The 23,126-nt window shown below is 27.3% G+C and carries 22 protein-coding genes and 1 pseudogene; 10 read left to right on the plus strand and 13 right to left on the minus strand.

The features are described 5' to 3' along the window. Window positions 1-85 precede the first annotated feature (85 nt). The gene (locus CLPU_RS04070) at window positions 86-1,429 is read left to right on the plus strand and encodes a uracil-xanthine permease family protein (protein ID WP_050354375.1); all 1,344 of its coding nucleotides are present in this window, start codon (window positions 86-88) and stop codon (window positions 1,427-1,429) included. A gap of 81 nt (window positions 1,430-1,510) precedes the next feature. Here the strand turns inward: CLPU_RS04070 and CLPU_RS04075 are convergent, their stop codons facing one another. From CLPU_RS04075 to CLPU_RS04080, 3 genes are all read right to left on the minus strand, one after another. Continuing rightward, window positions 1,511-3,166, minus strand: coding sequence for a glutamine--tRNA ligase/YqeY domain fusion protein (locus CLPU_RS04075; protein ID WP_050354376.1), 1,656 nt, complete (start codon window positions 3,164-3,166; stop codon window positions 1,511-1,513). Between the two features lie 182 nt (window positions 3,167-3,348). Next, window positions 3,349-3,513: a hypothetical protein gene (locus tag CLPU_RS17170; protein WP_157857701.1), complete on the minus strand. Its 165-nt coding sequence runs from the start codon at window positions 3,511-3,513 to the stop codon at window positions 3,349-3,351. An 81-nt stretch (window positions 3,514-3,594) separates the two neighbouring features. Then, window positions 3,595-4,683 carry an ATP-binding protein gene (locus CLPU_RS04080; protein ID WP_050354377.1) on the minus strand — a complete coding sequence of 363 codons (1,089 nt, stop codon included), beginning with the start codon at window positions 4,681-4,683 and terminating at the stop codon, window positions 3,595-3,597. Window positions 4,684-5,020: 337 nt separating this feature from the next. On the opposite strand from CLPU_RS04080, the gene CLPU_RS04085 reads away from it, so the two are divergent. From CLPU_RS04085 to CLPU_RS04105, 5 genes are read left to right on the plus strand one after another with little or no spacing between them, the layout of a single operon-like run. Next, entirely contained in the window at window positions 5,021-5,770 is a 750-nt protein-coding gene (locus tag CLPU_RS04085) for an ABC transporter ATP-binding protein (RefSeq protein ID WP_050354378.1), read from the plus strand. Between the two features lie 3 nt (window positions 5,771-5,773). After that, complete coding sequence (locus CLPU_RS04090; RefSeq protein WP_050354379.1) at window positions 5,774-6,598, plus strand: ABC transporter permease subunit; 825 nt, start codon at window positions 5,774-5,776, stop codon at window positions 6,596-6,598. 39 nt (window positions 6,599-6,637) lie between these two features. Next, window positions 6,638-7,408, plus strand: coding sequence for an ABC transporter permease (locus CLPU_RS04095; RefSeq protein ID WP_050354380.1), 771 nt, complete (start codon window positions 6,638-6,640; stop codon window positions 7,406-7,408). 45 nt (window positions 7,409-7,453) lie between these two features. After that, on the plus strand, window positions 7,454-8,143 hold the full coding sequence (locus tag CLPU_RS04100; RefSeq protein ID WP_050354381.1) for a response regulator transcription factor: 690 nt from the start codon (window positions 7,454-7,456) through the stop codon (window positions 8,141-8,143). Then, complete coding sequence (locus tag CLPU_RS04105; protein ID WP_050354382.1) at window positions 8,140-9,561, plus strand: HAMP domain-containing sensor histidine kinase; 1,422 nt, start codon at window positions 8,140-8,142, stop codon at window positions 9,559-9,561. The genes CLPU_RS04100 and CLPU_RS04105 overlap by 4 nt, the downstream gene beginning before the upstream one ends. Window positions 9,562-9,631: 70 nt before the next feature. Here the strand turns inward: CLPU_RS04105 and CLPU_RS04110 are convergent, their stop codons facing one another. Next, complete coding sequence (locus CLPU_RS04110; RefSeq protein WP_050354383.1) at window positions 9,632-10,129, minus strand: coiled-coil domain-containing protein; 498 nt, start codon at window positions 10,127-10,129, stop codon at window positions 9,632-9,634. Window positions 10,130-10,267: 138 nt separating this feature from the next. Then, window positions 10,268-10,546, minus strand: a complete 279-nt coding sequence (locus tag CLPU_RS04115; RefSeq protein ID WP_050354384.1) for a hypothetical protein — start codon at window positions 10,544-10,546, stop codon at window positions 10,268-10,270. 57 nt (window positions 10,547-10,603) lie between these two features. On the opposite strand from CLPU_RS04115, the gene CLPU_RS04120 reads away from it, so the two are divergent. Together CLPU_RS04120 and CLPU_RS04125 are read left to right on the plus strand one after the other, a co-directional pair. Continuing rightward, window positions 10,604-11,440, plus strand: coding sequence for a hypothetical protein (locus CLPU_RS04120; RefSeq protein WP_050354385.1), 837 nt, complete (start codon window positions 10,604-10,606; stop codon window positions 11,438-11,440). Between the two features lie 372 nt (window positions 11,441-11,812). Further along, complete coding sequence (locus CLPU_RS04125; protein WP_200898479.1) at window positions 11,813-12,904, plus strand: glycerol dehydrogenase; 1,092 nt, start codon at window positions 11,813-11,815, stop codon at window positions 12,902-12,904. A 73-nt stretch (window positions 12,905-12,977) separates the two neighbouring features. On the opposite strand, the gene CLPU_RS04130 is transcribed toward CLPU_RS04125, so the two are convergent. Further along, entirely contained in the window at window positions 12,978-13,214 is a 237-nt protein-coding gene (locus CLPU_RS04130; protein ID WP_235436098.1) for a DUF2164 domain-containing protein, read from the minus strand. Between the two features lie 178 nt (window positions 13,215-13,392). Between CLPU_RS04130 and CLPU_RS17965 the strand changes: the two genes are divergently transcribed. Next, window positions 13,393-13,521, plus strand: a complete 129-nt coding sequence (locus CLPU_RS17965) for a hypothetical protein (protein ID WP_268760444.1) — start codon at window positions 13,393-13,395, stop codon at window positions 13,519-13,521. Between the two features lie 112 nt (window positions 13,522-13,633). On the opposite strand, the gene CLPU_RS17970 is transcribed toward CLPU_RS17965, so the two are convergent. Beyond that, window positions 13,634-13,765, minus strand: coding sequence for a hypothetical protein (locus tag CLPU_RS17970; RefSeq protein WP_268760445.1), 132 nt, complete (start codon window positions 13,763-13,765; stop codon window positions 13,634-13,636). A gap of 273 nt (window positions 13,766-14,038) precedes the next feature. Between CLPU_RS17970 and CLPU_RS04135 the strand changes: the two genes are divergently transcribed. Continuing rightward, on the plus strand, window positions 14,039-14,425 hold the full coding sequence (locus tag CLPU_RS04135) for a hypothetical protein (RefSeq protein WP_050354388.1): 387 nt from the start codon (window positions 14,039-14,041) through the stop codon (window positions 14,423-14,425). 65 nt (window positions 14,426-14,490) lie between these two features. On the opposite strand, the gene CLPU_RS04140 is transcribed toward CLPU_RS04135, so the two are convergent. From CLPU_RS04140 to CLPU_RS04170, 6 genes and pseudogenes are all read right to left on the minus strand, one after another. Continuing rightward, the gene (locus CLPU_RS04140) at window positions 14,491-15,390 is read right to left on the minus strand and encodes a radical SAM protein (RefSeq protein WP_050354389.1); all 900 of its coding nucleotides are present in this window, start codon (window positions 15,388-15,390) and stop codon (window positions 14,491-14,493) included. Between the two features lie 238 nt (window positions 15,391-15,628). After that, window positions 15,629-17,395, minus strand: coding sequence for an ABC transporter ATP-binding protein (locus CLPU_RS04145; protein WP_050354390.1), 1,767 nt, complete (start codon window positions 17,393-17,395; stop codon window positions 15,629-15,631). 76 nt (window positions 17,396-17,471) lie between these two features. Continuing rightward, entirely contained in the window at window positions 17,472-18,116 is a 645-nt protein-coding gene (locus CLPU_RS04150; protein ID WP_082154065.1) for a class I SAM-dependent methyltransferase, read from the minus strand. 82 nt (window positions 18,117-18,198) lie between these two features. Continuing rightward, window positions 18,199-18,666: a YdeI/OmpD-associated family protein gene (locus CLPU_RS04155; protein WP_050354391.1), complete on the minus strand. Its 468-nt coding sequence runs from the start codon at window positions 18,664-18,666 to the stop codon at window positions 18,199-18,201. Window positions 18,667-18,817: 151 nt separating this feature from the next. Next, window positions 18,818-19,434 (minus strand): annotated as a pseudogene (locus CLPU_RS17800) (lactate utilization protein). Between the two features lie 155 nt (window positions 19,435-19,589). Continuing rightward, window positions 19,590-23,126: an AAA family ATPase gene (locus tag CLPU_RS04170; protein WP_050354394.1), complete on the minus strand. Its 3,537-nt coding sequence runs from the start codon at window positions 23,124-23,126 to the stop codon at window positions 19,590-19,592.

Below are 23,126 nucleotides of genomic sequence, written 5' to 3' on the forward strand. Positions count from 1 at the left end.
TCATAGTGTTTATAATACATATTATAGAAGTAATAACCTTAGATGTTTCAGTAAATAAGTATGCTTACAACAAGGAGGTTTAAATATGAAAGATAATCCTAATGATGTAAATAATAATTCTTCTGAACTATTATATAAGATTGATGATAAACCACCCTTAGGTATATCTATTTTATTTGGATTTCAACATATAATAACTGCATTTGGTGGAATTGTAGCTGTTCCATTAGTTATCGGACAAGCACTTGGACTTTCTGTATCTGATATGGCTTTATTAGTTAGTGCTACCATTTTCACCTCAGGAATAGCTACCTTTATTCAATCTAAAGCTATCGGACCTGTAGGAGCTAAGTTACCATGTGTTATGGGAACAGATTTTACATTTGTTGCTCCTTCAATAGCTATAGGAAGTAAAATGGGATTAGGTTTATCAGGAATCTTTAGTGCAACTATAATGGGATCATTCATTGAAATAATTGCTAGTAGATTCTTCAAACCTCTAATGAAATTTTTTCCACCAGTAGTCACTGGAACAGTTGTTACTTTAATAGGAACTACCTTGCTTCCAGTTGCTATAGACTGGGCTGCAGGTGGAGTTGGTACAAAAGGATATGGAAGTTTAATAAATTTTTGTATATCTTTATTAGTATTATTAATTATTATATTCTTAAATAGATATGGAAAAGGTATGATCAGTAGCGCTTCTGTACTAATAGGTATAGTTGTAGGATACATAATTAGTTATCCTTTTGGTCTAGTTAATTTTCAAGAAGTTAAAAATGCTAGCTGGATTGCTCTACCTGGATTTCTTAAATACGGAATCAACTTTAGTCCAGAAGCATTTATTTCTTTTGCTCCAGCCTACCTAGTCGCTATAATTAGTACGGTTGGTGTATTGTTTGCCATTAGTGAAGTATCACAAAAAGAGCTAACAGATAAATCTATAGCAAATGGTATATTAGCTGATGGCGTTGGTAGTTTTTTAGCTGGCTTTTTAGGTGCGGGACCAACTACATCATTTAGTCAAAATGTTGGATTAATTCCTTTAACTAGAGTGGCCAGTAGATACGTTGTATCTATTTCTGGTATAATCTTAGTCTTACTAGGCATTTTTCCTAAATTTAGCACACTAATAGCTATTATGCCAAATCCGGTATTAGGAGGAGCGGGAATTGTTATGTTTGGTCTTGTTGCCGCCTCTGGAATTAAAACTCTAGGTAAAGTTAATTTAAATAATAGAAATCTCATAATAATAGCTGTTTCATTAGGGCTTGGTCTTGGAGTGACTGTAAAGCCTGAATATATATCAAGTTTACCATCTGTATTCCAAATGATATTTTCATCTGGAATAAGTACAGGTACAGTTTTTGCTCTATTATTAAATATCCTTTTAAAGGAAGAAGACAATGATAATGAAGTTGTAACATAGAATATAAGCTCTTATATTAAAAGTATTTCTAATGTTAAAACTAAAAAAGCAAGTTAAACATTATGTTTAACTTGCTTTTTACTATTTTTTTATTTTAAAAGAACTTTTTAAAGATACTATTCTATTAAATACAAGTTTTTCTTTAGATGTATACCTAGGGTCAACATTGAAGTAACCATGTCTAAAGAATTGGAACTTATCTTGCACCTTAGAATCTTTCATACTTGGTTCTACGAATCCATTAACAATCTCTAAAGAATTATGGTTGATATTATCTAAGAATGATTCTCCTTCATTTTCTTCATCTAATATTAAAGGCTCGTATAATCTAAATTCAGCTGGTACAGCATGTTTTGCATCTACCCAATGAATTGTACTTTTAACTTTTCTTCCTGTAAATCCTGTGCCACTTTTAGTTTCTGGATCATAAGTACAGTGAACCTCAACTATTTCTCCATTTTCATCTTTAACTACATCTGTACATTTTATAAAGTAGGCATTCTTAAGTCTTACTTCGTTTCCAGGAAATAGTCTGAAATATTTTGGAACCGGACTTTCCATAAAGTCCTCTTGCTCTATATATATTTCTCTAGAAAATGGTATTTGACGAGATCCTAATTCAGGATTATCTGCATTATTTTCAGCCTCTAGCATTTCCGTTTCACCTTCTGGATAGTTAGTTATAACTATTTTTAAAGGTCTTAATACAGCCATAGTTCTAGGAGATTTAACTTTTAGATCTTCTCTTATAAAATGTTGTAGCATTTGCTCATCTACTAAACTATTACTCTTTGAAACTCCTATTTCCCTACAAAAATTTCTAATCGATTCTGGAGTATATCCTTTTCTTCTTAATCCACTTATAGTAGGCATTCTTGGATCATCCCATCCATCTACTATCCCTTCATCAACTAGTTGTTTAAGTTTTCTTTTACTCGTTACTGTATTAGTGAGGTTAAGTCTTGCGAATTCTATTTGTCTAGGTTTGCTTTCCATTTCACATTCATTTACTACCCAATCATAAAATGGTCTTTGATCTTCAAATTCTAGAGTACATATTGAATGAGTTATCCCTTCTATAGCATCTTCTAATGGATGTGCAAAGGCATACATAGGGTATATACACCATTTATCTCCTGTATTATGATGTGAAACATGTGCTATACGATATATTACAGGGTCTCTCATATTTATGTTAGGAGATGTCATATCTATTTTAGCTCTCAAAACTTTTTCTCCATCTTTAAACTTACCTTTACACATAGCTTCAAATAGCTCTAAATTTTCTTCTATCGTTCTATCTCTATAAGGACTTTCTTTACCTGGTTCCGTTAAAGTTCCTCTATACTCTCTTATTTCTTCAGCCGTTAAGTCACAAACATATGCTTTACCCTTTTTAATAAGTAAAATAGCACGATTATACATTTCTTCAAAGTAGTCAGAAGCAAAGTATAGATTATTCCATTCAAAACCTAACCACTTTACATCTTCTTTTATAGATTCTACATACTCTGCATCTTCTTTCATAGGATTAGTATCATCAAATCTTAAGTTTGTTTTTCCATTAAATTCATTTGCTAGTTCAAAATTTAGTGTTATAGATTTAGCATGACCTATGTGTAAATATCCGTTTGGTTCTGGAGGAAAACGAGTTATTATTTCTTTATGCTTTCCAGATTCTAAGTCATTAATAACTATATTTCTAATAAAATTTGATGAGATTTGTTTCTCACTCATTTTAGCACGCACCTTTCTTTAGTAATAGAAGACTATATGTTATCAATATGTATTGTTATAATATCGGAATAAAGTCATTATCTCTTACTATAATATAATATTTTTGTTGTTTTGTCAGCTTTTATTCATCTTTATGTTAATATATCGATATAGAGTTAAAAAACTTAAGTCGTTTTTAATATTTACATACCTGCTAATATTATAATAGTAGCTAAAAACATTAATAACGATCCAATTATAAGTGTGCCTCCCAAACCTTTTAATACATCACTGTTTATTACAAACCCTGGAAATAACGTTACAATTCCAATCAAAAATGTAATTAAAATAACTAATGTAATTCCCATACGCACTCCTTTTCTAATAAAGTATCAATTATTTATATATTATAAATTTGTCCAAATATTAGAATTTAAAAACAAGGAACACTATTGTTCCTTGTTTTTAAATTCTAGTGATTTACTAATTATATCGTCTATAACTTTTTGAGACTTAGAAAAATCCATATATGGTGCATAATATTTTTCTATTTCATCGTGATTCTTCTTAGCTTTGTTTAAATTAGATATGGCTATTTTAATTAGTTGTTCATATATTCTTTTATCTTCTTTAATATCATCTTTATAATCTTTTAACTTATCTTCATCTAGATACTTATCTAAGTCTATGACTTTTTTATTATTTGCCTGAGCTACAGTACTTGTAGTAAGAGCAATATTTAAATCTTTTAAAATAACTGTTTCTATTTGTTCTGGTATAAGTGGAGTATGGAATATTTCTACATCTAACCCTCTTTTAACCGCTTCTTTACACACATTTTCTAATAGTTTAGTTCTTCCTGTTCCAAAGTCTCCTTTTATATAATATATATCTACTATATGTTGAAGTAAATTTCCCGAGTAATCAACTAATCCACTAGGAGTATATGCACTGCCAAATAGATGTCTTTCCTTTCCTATAAATTCAGTAAAATCTATATCTCCTAATATTTCATCTACTAAGCTTTGAATTTCTACACTTAATTGACCAACATTTAGTGCTTCTTCATTTTTCCAAACTATATCTTCTTGTATGATTCTAGCAGCTTTTAAGTATTTATAAGCTCTTTTATAAAATTTAGAGTTTCTAACTATTACTTTTTTTATTTCATCTTTATTTTTTACAATCTCCTCACTATTCCAAAAATCTCCTAAATTTATTATTTCATCTATTGCCCCAGGAAACTTAGGATCAGTAACATGTGGTGCTGTTCCATCCAAAACTGCTATTTTTAATTCAGGAGAAGCAATCGCATCTATAGATTCACTATCTGATGCACAATGAAAAAACTCAATATCATATTCTAGTTCTAATAATTTTTCTGCTACCTTTTTCATAATAGAAGATTTGCCTGTTCCTGGTCCTCCTTTTAATATAAAAATTCTATTTGCATCATCCCCTAGAATATAGTTAAAATAAGAATAAAATCCTTCTGATGTGTTTCCACCTGGAAACATCTTTCTTGATTTCCCAGCCATAATAACTCTCCTTTCAATTGACTTTTATTAAGTACATAAAGTGAAATATATTATTATAGTATCTAGTGTTAGTTTATTTAATCATTAATATAATTATTCCCATCTATGTATATTACAATTACATTTTAAATAAATAGTCTCATCTTTTATTTTTTATGATTAAATAATAAAATTTAAAATTTCTTAAACCTAAATCCTTTATTTCATCTTATATTTAATTGAAATTATCTCATACCATATAAATTTTTACCTTTCTTTATAAATTCTTTAAAAATTATATTTATCATAAGTATGTAAGATTACATTTATAAAATTTTTTTAAGAAGGAAGGGTTATTATGAAAGATAAAAAGTTAGAGATAGTTAACTTAACTAAGAATATAAGGAAAAGAACCATAATAAATGACATGTCTTTTGAAGTATATAAAGGAGACATCTGTGGTTTCCTAGGTCCTAATGGTTCTGGAAAAACGACTACAATTAGAATGATTATGGGACTTGTTGCTCCTACAACAGGGAGCATACTTATATCAGGAAATGATGTTTGCAAAGATCGTATAAATGCTCTCTCAAAAGTTGGTGCTATTGTAGAATCGCCTATATTTTTTCCATATATGTCTGGTAGAAAGAATCTTCAGAACTTAGCAAGACTTAATCCAGATATGAATCGTAAAGATCAACTTAATAAAGTCGAAGAATCTTTGGAGATTGTTGGATTAAAAGATAGAGGTAACGATAAAGTAAAGACTTACTCACTTGGAATGAACCAACGACTTGGTATTGCACAAGCATTATTAAACAATCCCGAAGTTATAATCTTAGACGAACCAGCTAATGGATTAGATCCTATGGGAATGAAAGAATTAAGAGAATTAATTATAAAGTTAAATAAAGAAAAAGGAATTACTTTCTTTATTTCCAGCCATCTCTTGGATGAACTTCAACAAATGTGTAATAGATTCATCATCATAAATGACGGAAAATTATTGTGGAAAGGGTCTTATGAAGAATTGTTGTCTAGAAGAGAAGACAGCAACAGACTAGAAGATGTTTTTATAGAACTCATGTCCCAAGGAGGAAATAGATAAACTATGAAATCTTTATTTATAAGTGAATTTGAGAGATTATGGACTAAAAAAAACACTTGGTTAATATTTATATCCATTCCCTTAGTATTATATGCTTCAGCTAAATACTATTTAAGTCATAATGTATTAGTAACTACAACCAGTCCAGAGTTTACTTCATTTGCTAATTTTCCTATTGCAGCTATGCAAGAACAGTTAATAACTTTTTTTAACTTAGCTGTAATTTTACTTCTAGTTCTGTCAGTAACAGAAGAATATAGAACTGGGCAAATAAGAATGATAATGATTAGACAAATATCATTTAGTAAACTATTTTTTGCAAAGTTTATTACTGTTATTATAACTATATTCTTACTTATTACCGCATACTATTTTTTTAGTATTCCAATAGGATATCTACTTATGCCTAAGCTCGAAAAGGTTAGTATCTTTTATCATAATGAATTATTTGCTACACTATCTTCTTTTATATATGGAGTAAAATATTACTTATTATCTTTTTTAACTCTTATTGCCATGGCTTCTACTATTATGTTTATATCCACAGTAAGCCAAACAGTTACAACTGGTGTAGGATTGAGTATAGGTTTCTTATTGTCTTCAATTATATATCCTCAGATTCTTTTAATGTTTTTCGGTAAATTGACAATGAAAGTAGCTAAGTTACAGTTTTTATCATTAACTCATATTCAACATATGGGAATAGCTATTTCTCTTGGAGAGTATCCTTCTCTAGTAGGATGGAATTTTTCAATATTATTAATCTATACAACTATTTTTACAGTATTATCGTATTTATGTTTTACTAAAACTTCTAAATATATTTAAAAAGACATTTATCAATATCATAGCAAGGAGGAAATTAAAATGATAAATCTTGTAGTAAGTGAGTTAGAACGTATTTGGTCACGTTCTAAAACCAAAGTTATTTTAGTAATGCTTATTCTAATTACTTTAATATGGAGTAATAGCATGAGACAGTGGAATGTAGGATTTTATGATGCTAATAATACTATTTCTCTTAATAATCTAAATTTCTCTGTTTTTATTTTAAGAGACCTTCACATATTTCTAATGTTTATAGCTTTACCATTACTTTATACAGATAGTTTAAACGCAGAACATACTATGGGAAGTTATCGTAACATAATTACCCGCCCTTATAAAAAATGGCACTTTATAGTGTCTAAGTTACTTACTCAAACTATAATAACTATTATTGTATTATCTATAGTGTTTATAATTACAAACCTATTTGCTTACTTCTTTCTTAAGCCTGTAGATACTACAATGTTTTTTAAAACAAAAGAAGTATTTGATACTACTAGGGCGTTGATATATAGTTTAAAGTTCTATGGATTAGAATTTTTTATTTTACTTACCCTACTTTCAATAAACAGTATTATATGTAGCATTATTCCTAATTCTGTTTTATCTATGTTTATAACAATGGGATTCTTCGTAGGTTCTATATATGTATCAGATATTTTTGAATTTTTTCTATCTAGTACCAAAACTATTTTTGACATACTAGGTGGTTTACCTTCTTTAGATTTTTACAGTATTATTCTAACATTAATAGTTTCAGGCTTATCTTGTAGTATAATTATATGGGAGAAAAGGGATTTTCTATTTTAAAATTTAGAAAAATCAAATATCATGTACTTTTATAGGAGAGTAATTATGTATGAGAAAATATTAATAGTTGATGATGAAAAAGGTATTGTGTCTTTCATTAAAGATGCTCTATCTGATGAAAATTATGAAATATTAACTGCATATAATGGAGATGAAGCCATAAGTAAAATCAGCTTAAACCCAGATTTAATATTACTTGATATTATGATGCCTGGAAAAAACGGATATGAAGTATGTAAAATTATAAGAGATATATTTTCAGGCCCTATAATATTTCTAACTGCAAAACAAGAAGAATCCGATAAAATTAAGGGATTAGCCTTAGGTGGAGATGACTATATAGTAAAACCATTTAGCCTAAAAGAATTAAAAGCAAGAGTTAATGCTCATTTACGAAGACAACAAAGGATAGTATCTAATTTCAGTAAATCTAAGTTGCGTTTTGGAAAATTAAGTGTAAATCTTAATAGTAGAGAAGTTTATTATGAAAATACATTAATTGATATGACAAGACGTGAATTTGATATAATAGAAGTTCTTTGTCTTCATCCTAATCAAGTTTTCTCCAAAGAGTTGTTATATGAAAGAGTCTGTGGATATGATGCTGAAGGTAATTCTTCTAGTATTGCAGAACATGTAAAAAATATACGTTCAAAACTAAATTCTATTTCTCCAAATGCAAACTATATAAAAACAGTGTGGGGAATTGGGTATAGATGGGAGAGATGTGATTGATAAAAAGACTTTCTTTTAAAAAACAATTTATATGGAATTTTATTTTTATCATAGTATGTAGTTTAACTCTTTCCATCTTAACTTATAGTTTGTTTTTCATACTCATAGACATTGGTGCTATTCTTCCAAGTAATTATTATGAACAAAAAGTACCTGATATTATTAACTATGTTGAAGAAAAAAGTGAGCTACTGTTAAATAAAACAGAAAAAAAGAATTTAGAAAACAAAATACCTTTGGAAGGAATTGAATATGCTGTATTAGATGATAGTCTTAGTTATATATATGGAACATTTAAAAATGTAAATATAGAAAATAAAGATATTATATATGATAACAATGAAAAAGTATTTTATGGTCAAAATGTTATTCGATATATACCTATAAAAAAAGAGTCTTCTATAAAAGGAGTTGTAATATTAAGCTATAAACTTACACCTACTGCAAGAAATCCAAAATATAATTTTTTAATATCAAACGAATTTTTACTTATTTTATCTCCATTTATTTATATAATTTTCTTCACTTGGTTGTTTTCTAGACAATTTAGTAAAAATATTAATAAACCTATAAATAACCTAATAACTGCTTCCGAAAAAATTCGTGAACAAAATTTAAATTTTACTATAGATTATGATGAACCAAATGAACTCGGTGAGCTTTGTCAATCGTTTGAAAATATGAAAAATGAATTAAGTATTTCTTTGAATCGCCAGTGGAACATTGAACAAGAAAGAAAGGATATGATATCTGCTATAGCTCATGATCTAAGAACACCCTTAACTATTATAAAAGGACATATAGAAGTGCTACAAGAAAGTAATTTAAATAACAAGGAAAGATTAAAACAGTATCTAAATACTATCGAAGAGAATACTCTTAGAGCAATAAATCTAATTAAAGATATGAATTCTGTTTCTGAAGTAGATAATATAGACTTTGAACTAAGTCCTAGTTTAACAAATGTAATTGAATTTATAGATAAAAAAATTATTGATTATAAATCTCTCTTAAATAAGAAGCATATAGATTTTAATGTTTCTGTAGAAGATATGAGAAAAAATAATGACTTTATGAATATAGATAGTTATAGAATTTCCCAAATATTAGATAATATCATATTCAATAGTTTTAGATTTACTCCTGAATATGGGACCATTTCACTAAGGATATATATACAAAACAAAAAAATAACTTTTCATATTAAAGACAATGGATTTGGATTCTCCTCTGCTGACTTAAAAAATGTATTTAAAAAATTTTATTGTGGGGATTCTACTCGTTCTAAAGAAAAAGGACATTCTGGATTAGGACTTTATATATCTAAGTGCCTAATAGAAAAACATAAAGGACATATATCCGTTCAAAATAATGAAGAAGACGGTGCTTACGTTAAGTTTTATATAAATGAATTATAGAAGTAATTTATGAAAAATTTAAATATAAATAAAGCTGAACGAGTTATAAATAACTAATTCAGCTTTTTTACTATTTAATAAATTTTAATTTAGCTATATCATTCCAATTTTTTGAAGTTGCCATTTCAACAGTATTTATTTCAACAGTATTTATATCCACACGCATGTCCTTAACTTCTCTATAAACAGTTTGTGCTTCTTGTTTTAATTCTAGTCTTGTTGTATTGTGTTCATCAGAAACTCTTTCATCTAAAGATTTAATATCTTTTCTAGTTTCTTTAATCTCAGTTTCCATTGAAGTTACTCTAATATCCATATCATTAAATTTATTTTCTATTGAATCAATTCTACCATCCATTACGTCAATTTTACTTTCTATTGAGTCAATTCTACTATCCATTATGCCAATCTTACTTTCTATTGAGTCAATTCTACCATCCATTATGCCAATTTTATTATTTATTGTGCTAATTTCATTACTCATATCATTGATTTTGTCATCCATAGTGCTAATCTTGTTATCCATAGTATTAATTTTTTCTAATATTTCTTTTAACATATGTTCCATTCTACACTCTCCTACTTTTTATTATTACAATTAATATCTATGTAGAAGTTTTTTATGCCCGATCATTATTAACTGTTAATTAATTATATCATTCTTTAGTAAAAACTTTCAAATTGAAAATTCAAACATCATAATGAATTAATTTATAATCATATCAGTAATATCCTTTATATTATTGCCATTAATATCACATATTGTAACTTTTATTTTATTTTCTTCATTAGTAAAATAAATAATATAATTATTGTCTATTCCATTTATATTCTTTCTTGAAATATCAAAAGTTCCAAATAAATTATTATCTTTTATAATTATTCTTGACTTGTTGTTATTACTTGGTAACTTTATTTTCCCTCTATGTTTTTTACTATATGATGTATAAACTAAATGATATTTTTCATAATTACCTCCATCCATATGGTATAATTCAATTACATGATAATGGATTTTTTTGTAAAGGGGGAAATATATCTAATGAGATTAACTGATAAATTAATTGAAAGTATAAAATCTCTAAACAAATCTTTATGGATTATAATAGTTCCAATATTACTTGATTTACACAAATTCTTTTTATACAATAAAATATTCAACACTACTTATACACCAACATCAAAACTCTTTCTAATAAAAATAGGTATAGTGTCTATTCCTCCTAGTATTAAGTTTATATTTGAAGATCTTCCTTCTTACTTATTTGAATATAATAATATGAAATTAAGTGGAGTAGTCAACAGCTTTTCTTTATTTAATGTATCTCTTCTAATTTTAGTAACTCTAATACTTAGTTTTATTAATGGAGGATATTTAAGTATAGTAAATAAGTTAAATAAAGAAAAAAGCAGTATAAAAGATTTTTTTATACTTGGTAATAAAGTATGGTTTAAGTTCTTTATAGTAGATATCATTTCAATTATACCTATCGCTTTGTTTATTATGAATAGAGACTTTGCATTTCTATCTGTTATTTTTGCAGTTATATTTTTATTATTGTTTTATCTCAAGTATTCTTTTGTAGCTGATAATTTGTCATTTATAGATCATTGTAAAAAAAGTATATTAGTATTAAGTAATAATTTAAAGATGACTCTTAAAGTTATATTTTTCCCAAGTGTTATTTTTTCAGTTTTAAGTATACCTATATATTTATTATTAAGGCTAGGTACAATAGGTATTATATTTGATATTATAATATTTTCTTATATGGGTACAGTAGTGAATAAAGTAGTCTTAGACGTGTATAAAAATATAAGTAAAAATATGATTCCATCAGAAAATGAAAAGAAAAGTACCATTGATATTAGAGTTTAAAAATCTTATATAAAGCATTTATTATTTTGTATATTTTATTTACTATAATTTCTCACAATTAATAGAGGTTTTCTCAAAAGTGATAGTTAAGATTCACATTTGAAAAAGCCTCTTTAATTTTGTTTAATAATTATAATTCTCTCTCTAACTTAAGCTTTTTATTGTATTTAATTATAAAGTTTACATAAACTAATCTAGTGGTATAGAAATAATAACAGCTTATTGTAAAACTTTTAACAAAATAACGAATTAAAAAAAGAAGTATAATGCAAAATAATATAAGTACAAAAATAATGAATCAATCTAAATTTAGCTAATCTATTAGTAAAACAAGTAAAGGTAATTAAATATTAAAATAAGGAGATGTTAAGTATGGTTAAATCAATTACTTCACCTAAAAAATTTATTATTGGACAGAATATATTAGAAAATGCAAGTGAATATACAAAAGTATTAGGAGATAGCGCTTTCGCTATTTGTGACGAATTTATTTTAAATGAAGCAAAGGGAAAAATGACTGAAAGCTTTTCTGCTATCAATCATAAAGTAACATTTGAAAAGTTTGGAGGAGAATGTTCTAAAAAAGAAATCCAGCGATTACAAGAACTTATACATACTTCAAAAAGTAATGTAATTATTGGTATTGGAGGCGGAAAAACACTTGATACTGCTAAAGCAGTAGCCTATTATGAGAACCTACCAGTGGTAATTATTCCAACCATTGCTTCAACAGATTCGCCATGTACAGCATTATCAGTAATTTATACAGAAACGGGAGAATTTGATGAGTATCTTTTCCTTCCTAGCAATCCAGACGTAGTTTTAGCTGACACACAAATTCTTGCCAATGCTCCAACCCATTTCTTTGTTGCTGGAATAGGCGATGCACTGGCAACATATTTTGAAGCAAGAGCATGTTATCAAGCAAATGGTGATAACTTAGTAAATATGAAAGTCTCTCAAACAGGTATGGGAATAGCAGAAATGTGTTATGATATGTTATTAGAATATGGCGTCCAAGCAACTGTTGCCGTAAATAAAAATCTTGTTACTAAAGCTGTGGAAAATGTTATTGAAGCAACCATTTATCTTAGTGGTGTAGGAGCTGAAAGTGGAGGACTTGCAGCTGCACACGCTATTCATAATGGTATGACTGCTATTAATGAATTACATCATGTTTCTCACGGTGAAAAGGTAACATTTGGATTATTAGCACAACTTACTTTGGAAAATGCTCCATTAGAAGAAATTGAAGAAGTGATTTATTTCTGTAAAGAAGTTGGATTACCAACAACTTTAGAAGAATTAGGTTTAGAAAATATTAATGAAGAAGATATAATGAAAGTAGCAGAACTTTCTTGTGCAGAAGGAGACACTATGGGAAATATGCCATTTGATGTTACTCCACAAGATGTATATAACGCAATTCTTGCTGCTAATGAGTTGAGCAAACAATATCAATAGTTATAATAAAAACAACACACTTTTTTAATAGTGTGTTGTTTTTATTTTAGTAGTAATTTTATTAATAATATTATTATCTCAAAAGTTTTTGAATTCCCAATAGGTCTTCAATTTTGTCAGTCATATATTTATATGAATCTGCAACACCTTCATTGTAGAACACTGGTGCTAGTTCTTCTATAATAAAATCTAAAATAAGACTTGAAGCAAGCTCCCCTATATCTTCATCCCGTTCATTTTGAAAGTAAGATTGAATTAAAGAAACCATATGATTCCTTTTTTCTTTACTCAAATTAATTTTATTATTCAAATCAATTCCCCCATTTTTTGTCTTCATAATATTACACTATTACAAGTCTAGTTTTAATATATTATACATCAAAATTAAAACTTATATTTAAGTTGAAACTTTTTACTGTATTAAATTATAAAATTTACGCAAACTAATTTGGGAGTATACATTTGTATATATAAAGGAGGTGTTAATTATGAAAAACTCTAAAGATAATAATAAAAATAATAAAATGAAACAAAAAAATAAAAAACAAGATAATATGAAAAATAACTCTAATAATGATTGTTGTAGTAATAAAAGAGATGATAATAAAGATAGATAATTTTAGAAAATAAGTGACTAATAGAAATAAGAGAATTTATATAATCAAAGTATTTAATTAAGGAAGTTCTTCTATAAGACTTCCTTATTTGAATTTATAATATTCACTTTTTTCACTTTCTTTGCCTTTTAACCATTATTAACATAGCTATTCCTAATATAAACAAAGCATATATAATAAAAATAACTAAATTAACTCTATTGCGTAATACTGGAGTAAACATGTATTGCCAAGTAAAATTCAATTAACTCTCTCCTTTTAGATCATTAGTACTTATAGTATTTGTAAAAAATATAATACTCTATTCATGCACTATGTAATAAGAATTACCATAATTACTTTGGTCTTTATTAAATCTAATTAAAGTGTTTAATTGTATAAGTAACTTTACTTTATATATAAGGTTTTGGATTCAACTACATAAACTAACAGAATTTGACGGTTATTTTTAAGTATAGTTTAGTGAGAATAAACAGAAAATACATATAATAAATATTTTGTTAGGAGAATTATGATTATGGAAATAAGAGAAAATGTTATTGTTCCTTTAGGATATGGTAAATTTGTTAGATCTGACAAAATTGTTGCCTTAGAACCTATAGAAGATGATAGAGGGCCTGGACGTCGTACAAAAGTATATGTTGAGGAAATGATTAACCCTATTATTGCTTCTCGTACCGAAACATCTATTATAGGCAATATTGTTGAGATTCCTCAAGAAGTACTAGAAGCTACTGCTGCATTAGAGCTTTTACAAGATATTTTAGATGATGTAGAACAAATTGGACCTATGCTTAGGAAAAGCATTAAAAAAGAAGCTAATCTTGATATAGGTAGAATTGAAAGAAAAATTGAAGAAATCTTGAATCATGAAATTAGATCTGATTTGGATGATAGAAAGTAAATAGAATAAAAAGACTCTAGATTCAGAGTCTCTTATTTTTTTATATTTAATATTTTCTAGATTTTTTATCTTATATTTTTTAACCCTACTGATTTAGCTGATGAAATTGCATTTAAAAATTCTTCTCTTGTAATTCTCCTTTTTAATTCTTCAAATTCATTTGCCTTATGCATTGGATAATACTGAGCCATAATATTTACATAAGTATCTTTGGATATTTCCTCTGCAATAAATTTCATAATTTTTTCTGTTCCTGCAATATTCTCAGGCATAACTAAATGACGAATCATTAATCCACTATAAGCTATATTATTATCAACTTTTAAATTTCCAACTTGTCTATACATTTCTTTTACTGCATTTTTTGCTATAGAGTAATAATTTTTTACACCTAGATATGTTCGTGCAGTGTTATCATCAGAAAACTTTATATCAGGCATATAAATATCTACAATACCATCTAAAAATCTTAAAGTGTCTGTTAGATCATAGCCATTAGTATTGTATACAATAGGTATATTTAATCCATTCTTTGCAGCTATAAAGATAGCCTCAACAATTTGTGCAACAATATGTCCTGGAGAAACAAGATTTATATTATGACATTTTCTTTTTTGAAGATATAACATCATGTCTGCTAATTCTTCAGCACTAACTTCTTCTCCAATACCACAGTGACTAATCTCATAGTTTTGACAAAATACACATTTTAAATTGCAATGAGAAAAAAAGATAGTACCTGATCCATATTTTCCAACAAGTTCATTTTCTTCACCAAAATGTGCTTCTGCTCCAGAGACAACAGTCTTATCTAGAGTTTTACAATAACCTCTCTCGCCTTTTATTCTATTGACTTCACATTGATGTGGACATAGGACACAATTTTCCAACATTGTTTTAAGTTTATTAGCACGTTTTTCAAGTTCACCATTTTCTAATAAATTGAGATAACTAGGTTGGTACATATATCTCATCCTTTCCTAATGATACTTAAATATATATTTGCCTTTATTAGAAAATAATATGTAAACTTGTTTTAAAATTTCTACTAATCTTAAATGAAATGGATTCTAAATTAACTCGTTGTAATAATATAGAAATATCATACCGCTTTAATTACTTCTATTTCTTAGTTTTGTAAAAATACTTTTATAAGTTTTCTAATATGTGGGCCATCATATACAACTAATATTTTCGTCATAGCTACAACTCACTTTTTTCACATTCTTGAATTCGTAACTGTTGTGTAGCAAATTCTCGGTACATATCATGTGTTTTAAATAATTCCTCATGTGTACCACTTCCAGTAATATGGCCTTTCTCTACAAATAATATCTTATCTGAATCTATAACAGTAGAAAGACGATGAGCAATGACAAGTGTTGTTCTTCCTTTCATTAAGTTATCAAGTGCCTTTTGTACATAAATTTCTGATTTACTATCAAGACTTGATGTTGCTTCATCAAGCATCAAAATTTGTGGATCACGTAGTAATGCACGTGCAATAGCAATTCTTTGACGCTGTCCACCTGATAACTTAATTCCTCTTTCTCCTACTTCTGTATCAAATTTATTTGGAAATTCACTAATGAAATTATAAGCATATGCCATTTTTGTTACCCTTTCTAACTCTTCGTCACTAACATCTTTATCTATTCCGTAACAAATATTGTCACGAATTGTTCCATAAATAAGCGTACTTTCTTGTGCAACATAGCCCATATTACTTCTCCAAGATTCTAATGTAAATTCATCAATTGGTGTATTTCCAAGCTTAATAACTCCATTCGTTGGTTTATAATATCGTTCAAGAAGAGAGAACATAGTTGTCTTACCTCCGCCACTAGGTCCAACAATTGCGGTTACTTTTCCATGTTCAATAGTAAAGTTCATATTAGATAAAACTTTTTCTTCCTCATAAGCAAAGTCAACGTTTTCTACTGTTATGGTTTCATTTATTTCCTTTAATTTTTTTCCCACATGTAAGTCTTCTACTTCATGTTCTAGAACCGTAGTAATACGTTCTGTTGCACCCATTGCTTTTTGTAATTGTGTAAAAAATACTGTTAGCTGAGCCATTGGCATAATTATTTGAATTAGATACAAGATAAATGCAACCATATCACCTGCTGTTAATGCACCTGAAGATACACGTACTCCTCCATATCCAACAATAGCCACAAGTATTATCATTAAAATAAAAGAAATCATTGGCGTAATTAGAGCTTGAACTTTTGCTTCCTTCAAACCAAATTTAAAAATATTTGTAATGCCAGTTTTTCCCCTATCATATTCAATTTCCTCTGCATTTGATGCTTTTACTAAACGAATTTCTGGTAGTACTTGATTAAGAACTGAGGTAAATCGTGCAGTTTCCTCTTGCATTCCTTTAGAAATATTAAACATCTTTTTTCCTAATAACGTTAGAACAACCATTGAAAGTGGTATTGCAATAAGCATTACTAACGTCATCTTCCAATCAAGAAATAATAAAATTATAACTGAACCAATAATTGAAATTACACCAGCTAAACAGTTTGCTAAATATTCTGTAATTAACTCTTTTACAACTGCTGTATCATTTATTACACGACTTAATGTTTCTCCTGTTTCGTACTTATCGTAATAATGTATCGGTAAATGAATTATTTTTTTCCATAACATATCTCTTAAATTTGCTACTACATTATGTCCAATACGATTCAATAGATAGATTGAAAGCCCACTTGCTATTGCCTGTAATACAAACGCAACTACTAACATAATAATTTGCAAGTGATTCAATGCATCCAATGAAAATCCATCTACTAATTTCTTTGTAAATAACGGAACAGTAAATCCTATTCCTGTTGTTATTACACTCATACATAGTGCAACTATTAGTGTTAACTTAGATGGATTTGTTTCTTTCATTAGCTGAATAAACATTCTCCAGTTTCCTAATTCCTTGTATTTTATTCCTTCCTTCATCTATTTTCTTCCTCCTTGAGTTTTTTACACATCTGATTTTTTCTTCTTTTTATGTTAGATCGTTAATATTTAATAACTATTTCTGTGCAAAAATATATCTTAAAATATGAGTATGAGGTCCTTCACCATGGTCTTCAGGGTCTTCTATTATTCCAGTTTCAATTATATTAAAAGTCTTAAACTGATTAACTAAATCATCTTCTTCATAATAATGGACAGGTCTTCCTGGTTTACTTTCAACTGTATTTTTTTCAACTTCTTTACCTTTACCAAAACTTTTTTCTTTCTCAGAAAAAGCAGTAAGAAATATATATCCTCTATCTTTCAATTTATTAGAACAGTTTTCTAAAAATATTTCTCTATTCTTTTCTCTAAATAAATGTATTACATTAAAACAATATATCGCATCATACAATTTATCTTTATTAGATATATCCATAATATTACCTTTATAGAATGTTGTATTTGGATCAAATTCTTTAGCTAAATCAAAGGCTTTCTTTGATATTTCTATACCTACAACATTGTAATTATTTGAAGAAAATAGTTTTGTATTACGCCCATATCCTGAGCCTGGAACCAGAATATCTTTAATATTTCTTTTATCAAATAAATTTAGTGCATAAAAAGCAGTTTTACTAGCCTTTTCTCCCCATATGTGATCTTCTTTGATAAATCTATTACTCCAATAATCTTCCATATTTGAAATATAGTTTGACATTAACTGTTATTCTTTTCTTTGAATTTTTGATTTAGTACAATTAATCTAATAAGAGTATATATAAATTAAGTCTCATAAATACTTAAGGATGCTTTGTTCCCTCTAACAACATCGATATAGTTTTTTTAAGTCTCTTATCTCTTGTTTCTATTTTCTTTGCATTTGTAATCCATTCAGTAAACTTTTTTTGATTGCTATAAGATAAACTATCAAAAATATTTTTTGCTTCTACATTTTCCTCAAGTTCTATCTTAAAATCTTCAGGTATTTCAACAATTCGTGGATCATCATCTTTTGTAATAGCAACATGTACTAAATCCCCATCCTGTTTATTAATTTCTTTTCTTATTTTTTGAGTTATTCCAATACAATGACAATGATGTCCCATTTTTACTAATGACCCTCTATATTCATAATCATCAAAAATGGCTTTAACTTTTACCTGTCCTTTTATCCCGAATTCTTTTTCCACATCATAAGGAAACTCAACAAAAGTAGCATCTATAGAATCATGTTTTTTTATTACAGCATCAAATTCATATATTTTCATTTGCATTCACTTCCTTTTCTAGATATCAGATAATCTATTTATATGCTTGTCCAGTATGTTGTGAATTCTATAGAGATTTTTTGAATCCCTTATATGCATCTTACATATTAACTTAAATATGTTATATCATAAGTAAATTAGTTAATTTATATTAAAATCCTAAATCTTCTCTTATCAAAAATATCTTCATTCTATTTTTTACATATTGACCTTCTAAAATAACTAAATTAAAACATACTCTTTGATCAGTTTTACAATCTACACACTTGCTTAATTCTACACACGGAGGATTATATCCAGCTCTTTTCGCATTAAGGAGTGCCGAAATATTCTTTGCTCTTTGAATCGCTTCATCCAATGTATTACATACCTTATTTTTACCGACAACAATAATTACATTGTCTGGCCCATAAATCATTGCTGCTAATCTATTACCACTAGATCTATATTTACTATATGTCCATCTTTTGAAATAGCATTTGTCCCTGTTATAAACCAATCAGACAATAAAGATTTTTTCTTCATCGCTTTACTCTCTTCTTTATTTTTTGCTAATGTTTTATCAAATACAATGTTCCCTCTTTCATTCAAAACCTGAGATATATTCATATCCTTTAGCGTTTTAGAATTTCCAATACCAACTGTAGATTTTTTAGGTATTAGTTCAATAATTTTATTCTTAGTCTCTTCTAACGTTTCAAAAAATGTTAATTCTATATTCCTTGTCTTAAAATTATTAATTAATTCTGATTCAAAATCTATATTCATGATTTCCCCCTCTATTTAAGAATGTAACTATCATTTAGTTCTTTAAGTTGATAGTATATAATATCTATAACCTAAAACAATAGAGTATTTTTTAATCTTTTATAACTGACATAATGAATTAGCTTAGTGATGCTAAAATCTATAGTTAACATCTTCTAACTATACTCCACCTTAACTCTACTACCACAAACCCCTGGTATAGGTGGTGATACTAATAGTTTTACTGGTACTCTATTCTTAAGTTCTTCAACATGACTTATTATTCCAACACTTAACTTCTCTCTATGAAGTTTTTCTAGAGATGTCATAGCTACATCTAAGGTTGTTGTATCTAGTGTTCCAAATCCTTCGTCTAAGAAAAAGAACTCTATAGATGTATTTCCTTTTAGTTGTATTTTAGTTGAAAGGGCTAATGCTAAAGATAGTGATACTAAGAAAGTTTCTCCACCAGATAAGGAGTTACATTCTCTTTTTACTCCACCATTATAGTTATCTATTATTATGAAGTTATTATCTTCACTTATTTCTAATCCATATCTCTCTCTAGTTATTTCTTTTAGTTTTGATGTTGCTATTTTAGCTATTAGCTTTAAATGACTTCTACTTATATATTCAACAAACTTTTTTCCTTTAGTTAGATCAAACATTTCTTCTAATGAATCATTCTTTGTCTCTAACTTTTTAATTTCTTTTTGAATTTCCTTAACTCTGTCTAAATTCTTACTCATTTCATTTATCTTTTCTCTTACTTGTCCTTTTTTCTCTTGTATCTCATTGTTATAGTTATTTTTCTCTTCTCTATTTTCAACTAAACTCTCCCATTCTTCTTTCGTTATCTTTCTTCCTTCAAGTTGAATTTTTATCTTTTCTATATTTGATGTTAGTATATTTAATTCTTCTTCATAGGCTTTTATTTCTTTTTCCAACGCTTCTAGTTTAATTCTTTCTATACTATTTTCCTTTACTTCCTCTACATTTTTAAAGTTATTCTCTCTAAGGGCTACTTCTAGTTTTTCTTCTATATCTTTTAAATTGTTTTCTAGTGTAAATATAGTCTTTTCTACTCCACTTATTTCTTCTTTTAATTTATTTAATTTATCTTGTAATCCTTCTAACTCTAACTTTAATCGATTTTCTTTATTTAATACATTCTCTACATATCTTTCTATTTTTACTTTTAATTCTTTTAAGTCTTTCCCCTTTGATACTTCTTCTATCTTTTTATTGTTTCTTTGTACTATTTCTTCTTTTGAATTTATAGACTGTTCTATTTTGACCATTTCATCTTTATAGTTATTTATATTTAACTCTGTTTCATCTTTATCTTGTTCTAACTTCTTTACATTTTCTTTTTGTTCTCTCAAGGTTTTATTTATTTTTTCTAACTCTTTATCTATATTAGTTACTTCCTCTAGTTTTTCTTTTATATTTTTCAAGCTCAATTCTTCTTTTATTTTTATATATTTATCTAATATGATTTCATGCTCTTCTTCTAATATTTTTAACTTTTCTTCTAGTTCATTTTTATTTTTTATATGATTTTCTAGTTTAGTTATATATCCGGTCTCTTTATTTTCTAGTTTATATTTCTCTTCTGTTTTTACCTTCAGCTCATTCTCTATTTTTTCATTTTCAGTATTCCACTTCTCCAAATAAGCTTGAGACTTTTTAAGCCTTTCTTCCAAACTATTTTTTTCTCTTTTTAACTCTTCCTCATTTAATCCTAATATTCTTTTCGAAAGCTCTTTTATCTCTGATTCTTTATTTTCACTATCTTTCTTAAGAGAAGATACTTCTATCTCTATTTTGTTTATATTATTTCTTAAATCGTTTATCGCTTTTTCTAGTCTTACTTGTATTTGTTGCTTTTCTTCTATCTCACTATTATCTACTATGTCTGCTAGTTTAGGATGTGTAGTTGATCCACAAACTGGACATTCGTTACCTTCTTTCAGCTCTTTGCTAAGAATATTTGCTAAGTTTTTATATTCTAAGTCTTTTATATCTTTCTTTAGACTTTCTAATGAATTCTCTTTAGACTTCAAATCTTTATTTAAAACTTTCAGCTTTTCATTATTTTCATTTATATTTTTATCTAATTCTAATTTTATGTTTTTTAAGTCATTTACTTTTAAATTTATCTCTTTACATTCTTTGATTTTATTAGTAATTTCAAATATATTTTCTCTTAAGATAAAGATAATATCATTATTATCTGGTTTAGAGTTTTCAAGCTCTTTTTTTCTGCTATCTAACTTCTTTATTTCATTATTTTTATTACTCAGTTCTTCTTCTAGTATTCTTTTATCTTTTTCTAGATTTTCTATTTGGACTAGTATATTTTCTTTTGATATACTACTTTCTTTTATATCTTTTAAAATTTCAATATACTTTTCTTCCAGTCTAGATCCCTCTATAATCTTTGTTCTATATTCTGACGATATAGTTCTTTTAGATATGTATTCTTCTCTTTTCTGCATTTCAGATTCTATATGTTTTTTATTTGTCCTTATCTCTTCTAGTTTAAGTGATAAGCTATTTATTTTAGACTTTGTGTTTTCTTGTTTTTGCATTAATATTTTTCTTTCAGCTTCTAAATCATTTTTTTCTTCTTCTAGTTTTATTGCTTCTTCTACTTCTCTTTTTTTATCTCTACATAATGGAATATCATTTTCCTTTTTGTCATAAAAAACTTTATATTCATCTTCTTTATTTTTAGTTTGGACGGTCAAATCTCTCAGTGACTCTTTATATTTCTCTAATAATCTTTTACTTTCTGATATATCTCTATTGTTTTTTTCTAGACTATGTATGTATGGAATAACTGCTAAGGCATTTCTACCTTTTTGTAGAATAGTTTTCTTATCTTCTATATTTTCTTTATTCTCTATTAGTTTTTCATGTTTAACTTCATGTAAAGCTAGTTGTTGCTGCAGTTCCCAAACTCTTTTGTATTTTTCATACTTTTCATTTAATATTGTTATTTGCTGTTTTAATTTTTCTTCTTCTTCTAACAAGTTTTTTTGTTCTTCTTTTAAGATTTTAATATTCTCTACTGATACTCCTTCGTATCTATTTAGCTCTCCATTTAATATTCTCAGTTCTTCATTGACTAAGTCTTTTCTTACTTTTATTTTTTGACTTAGCTTTTCTCCGTACTCTTCTAATCCTAATATTCTTTCTAACATTCTATTTCTTTCTGCGCCTGCTAAAGTTAAAAATTCACTAAATTTACCTTGAGGAAGAACTACTGTTTTTATAAAATCTTCGAAATTTAATCCTATAATATTATTTTCTATTTCTTTTCTAACTTCTGTAGTTTTCTCTACTATATTCTCTTCTTCACCTAGATTATTATAAGTTATTAGCTTTGCAAAAACAGTACTTATTCCACCATCTTTTTTTCTTTTTATACTTCTTTCTATTTTATATTTTTTTCTGTTCTTTCCATTCCCAGCTTTAAATTCAAAAGAAATATAGAGTTTATCTGTTTCTGTATTTATATAAGATGTGCTTTTTCTAGCTACTTGTCCATATATAGCCAATGTAATAGCATCTAGTATAGTTGATTTTCCACTACCAGTAGGTCCAAATATTCCGAACAAACCTTTTTCCACTAGCTTTGAAAAATCTATTTCTTCTTCTTGTAAAAAGCTATTTAATCCCTTTATCTTAAGATTTATAGGTCTCAA

This window comes from Gottschalkia purinilytica, from assembly GCF_001190785.1.
GTDB classification, from domain to species: Bacteria; Bacillota; Clostridia; order Tissierellales; family Gottschalkiaceae; genus Gottschalkia_A; species Gottschalkia_A purinilytica.

Coding starts and splice junctions, on each gene's coding strand:
- CLPU_RS04070 (WP_050354375.1), top strand. CDS start 86: ATGAAAGATAATCCTAATGATGTAAATAATAATTCTTCTGAACTATTA.
- CLPU_RS04075 (WP_050354376.1), bottom strand. CDS start 3,166: ATGAGTGAGAAACAAATCTCATCAAATTTTATTAGAAATATAGTTATT.
- CLPU_RS17170 (WP_157857701.1), bottom strand. CDS start 3,513: ATGGGAATTACATTAGTTATTTTAATTACATTTTTGATTGGAATTGTA.
- CLPU_RS04080 (WP_050354377.1), bottom strand. CDS start 4,683: ATGGCTGGGAAATCAAGAAAGATGTTTCCAGGTGGAAACACATCAGAA.
- CLPU_RS04085 (WP_050354378.1), top strand. CDS start 5,021: ATGAAAGATAAAAAGTTAGAGATAGTTAACTTAACTAAGAATATAAGG.
- CLPU_RS04090 (WP_050354379.1), top strand. CDS start 5,774: ATGAAATCTTTATTTATAAGTGAATTTGAGAGATTATGGACTAAAAAA.
- CLPU_RS04095 (WP_050354380.1), top strand. CDS start 6,638: ATGATAAATCTTGTAGTAAGTGAGTTAGAACGTATTTGGTCACGTTCT.
- CLPU_RS04100 (WP_050354381.1), top strand. CDS start 7,454: ATGTATGAGAAAATATTAATAGTTGATGATGAAAAAGGTATTGTGTCT.
- CLPU_RS04110 (WP_050354383.1), bottom strand. CDS start 10,129: ATGGAACATATGTTAAAAGAAATATTAGAAAAAATTAATACTATGGAT.
- CLPU_RS04115 (WP_050354384.1), bottom strand. CDS start 10,546: ATGGATGGAGGTAATTATGAAAAATATCATTTAGTTTATACATCATAT.
- CLPU_RS04120 (WP_050354385.1), top strand. CDS start 10,604: ATGAGATTAACTGATAAATTAATTGAAAGTATAAAATCTCTAAACAAA.
- CLPU_RS04125 (WP_200898479.1), top strand. CDS start 11,813: ATGGTTAAATCAATTACTTCACCTAAAAAATTTATTATTGGACAGAAT.
- CLPU_RS17965 (WP_268760444.1), top strand. CDS start 13,393: ATGAAAAACTCTAAAGATAATAATAAAAATAATAAAATGAAACAAAAA.
- CLPU_RS04135 (WP_050354388.1), top strand. CDS start 14,039: ATGGAAATAAGAGAAAATGTTATTGTTCCTTTAGGATATGGTAAATTT.
- CLPU_RS04140 (WP_050354389.1), bottom strand. CDS start 15,390: ATGTACCAACCTAGTTATCTCAATTTATTAGAAAATGGTGAACTTGAA.
- CLPU_RS04145 (WP_050354390.1), bottom strand. CDS start 17,395: ATGAAGGAAGGAATAAAATACAAGGAATTAGGAAACTGGAGAATGTTT.
- CLPU_RS04150 (WP_082154065.1), bottom strand. CDS start 18,116: ATGTCAAACTATATTTCAAATATGGAAGATTATTGGAGTAATAGATTT.
- CLPU_RS04155 (WP_050354391.1), bottom strand. CDS start 18,666: ATGAAAATATATGAATTTGATGCTGTAATAAAAAAACATGATTCTATA.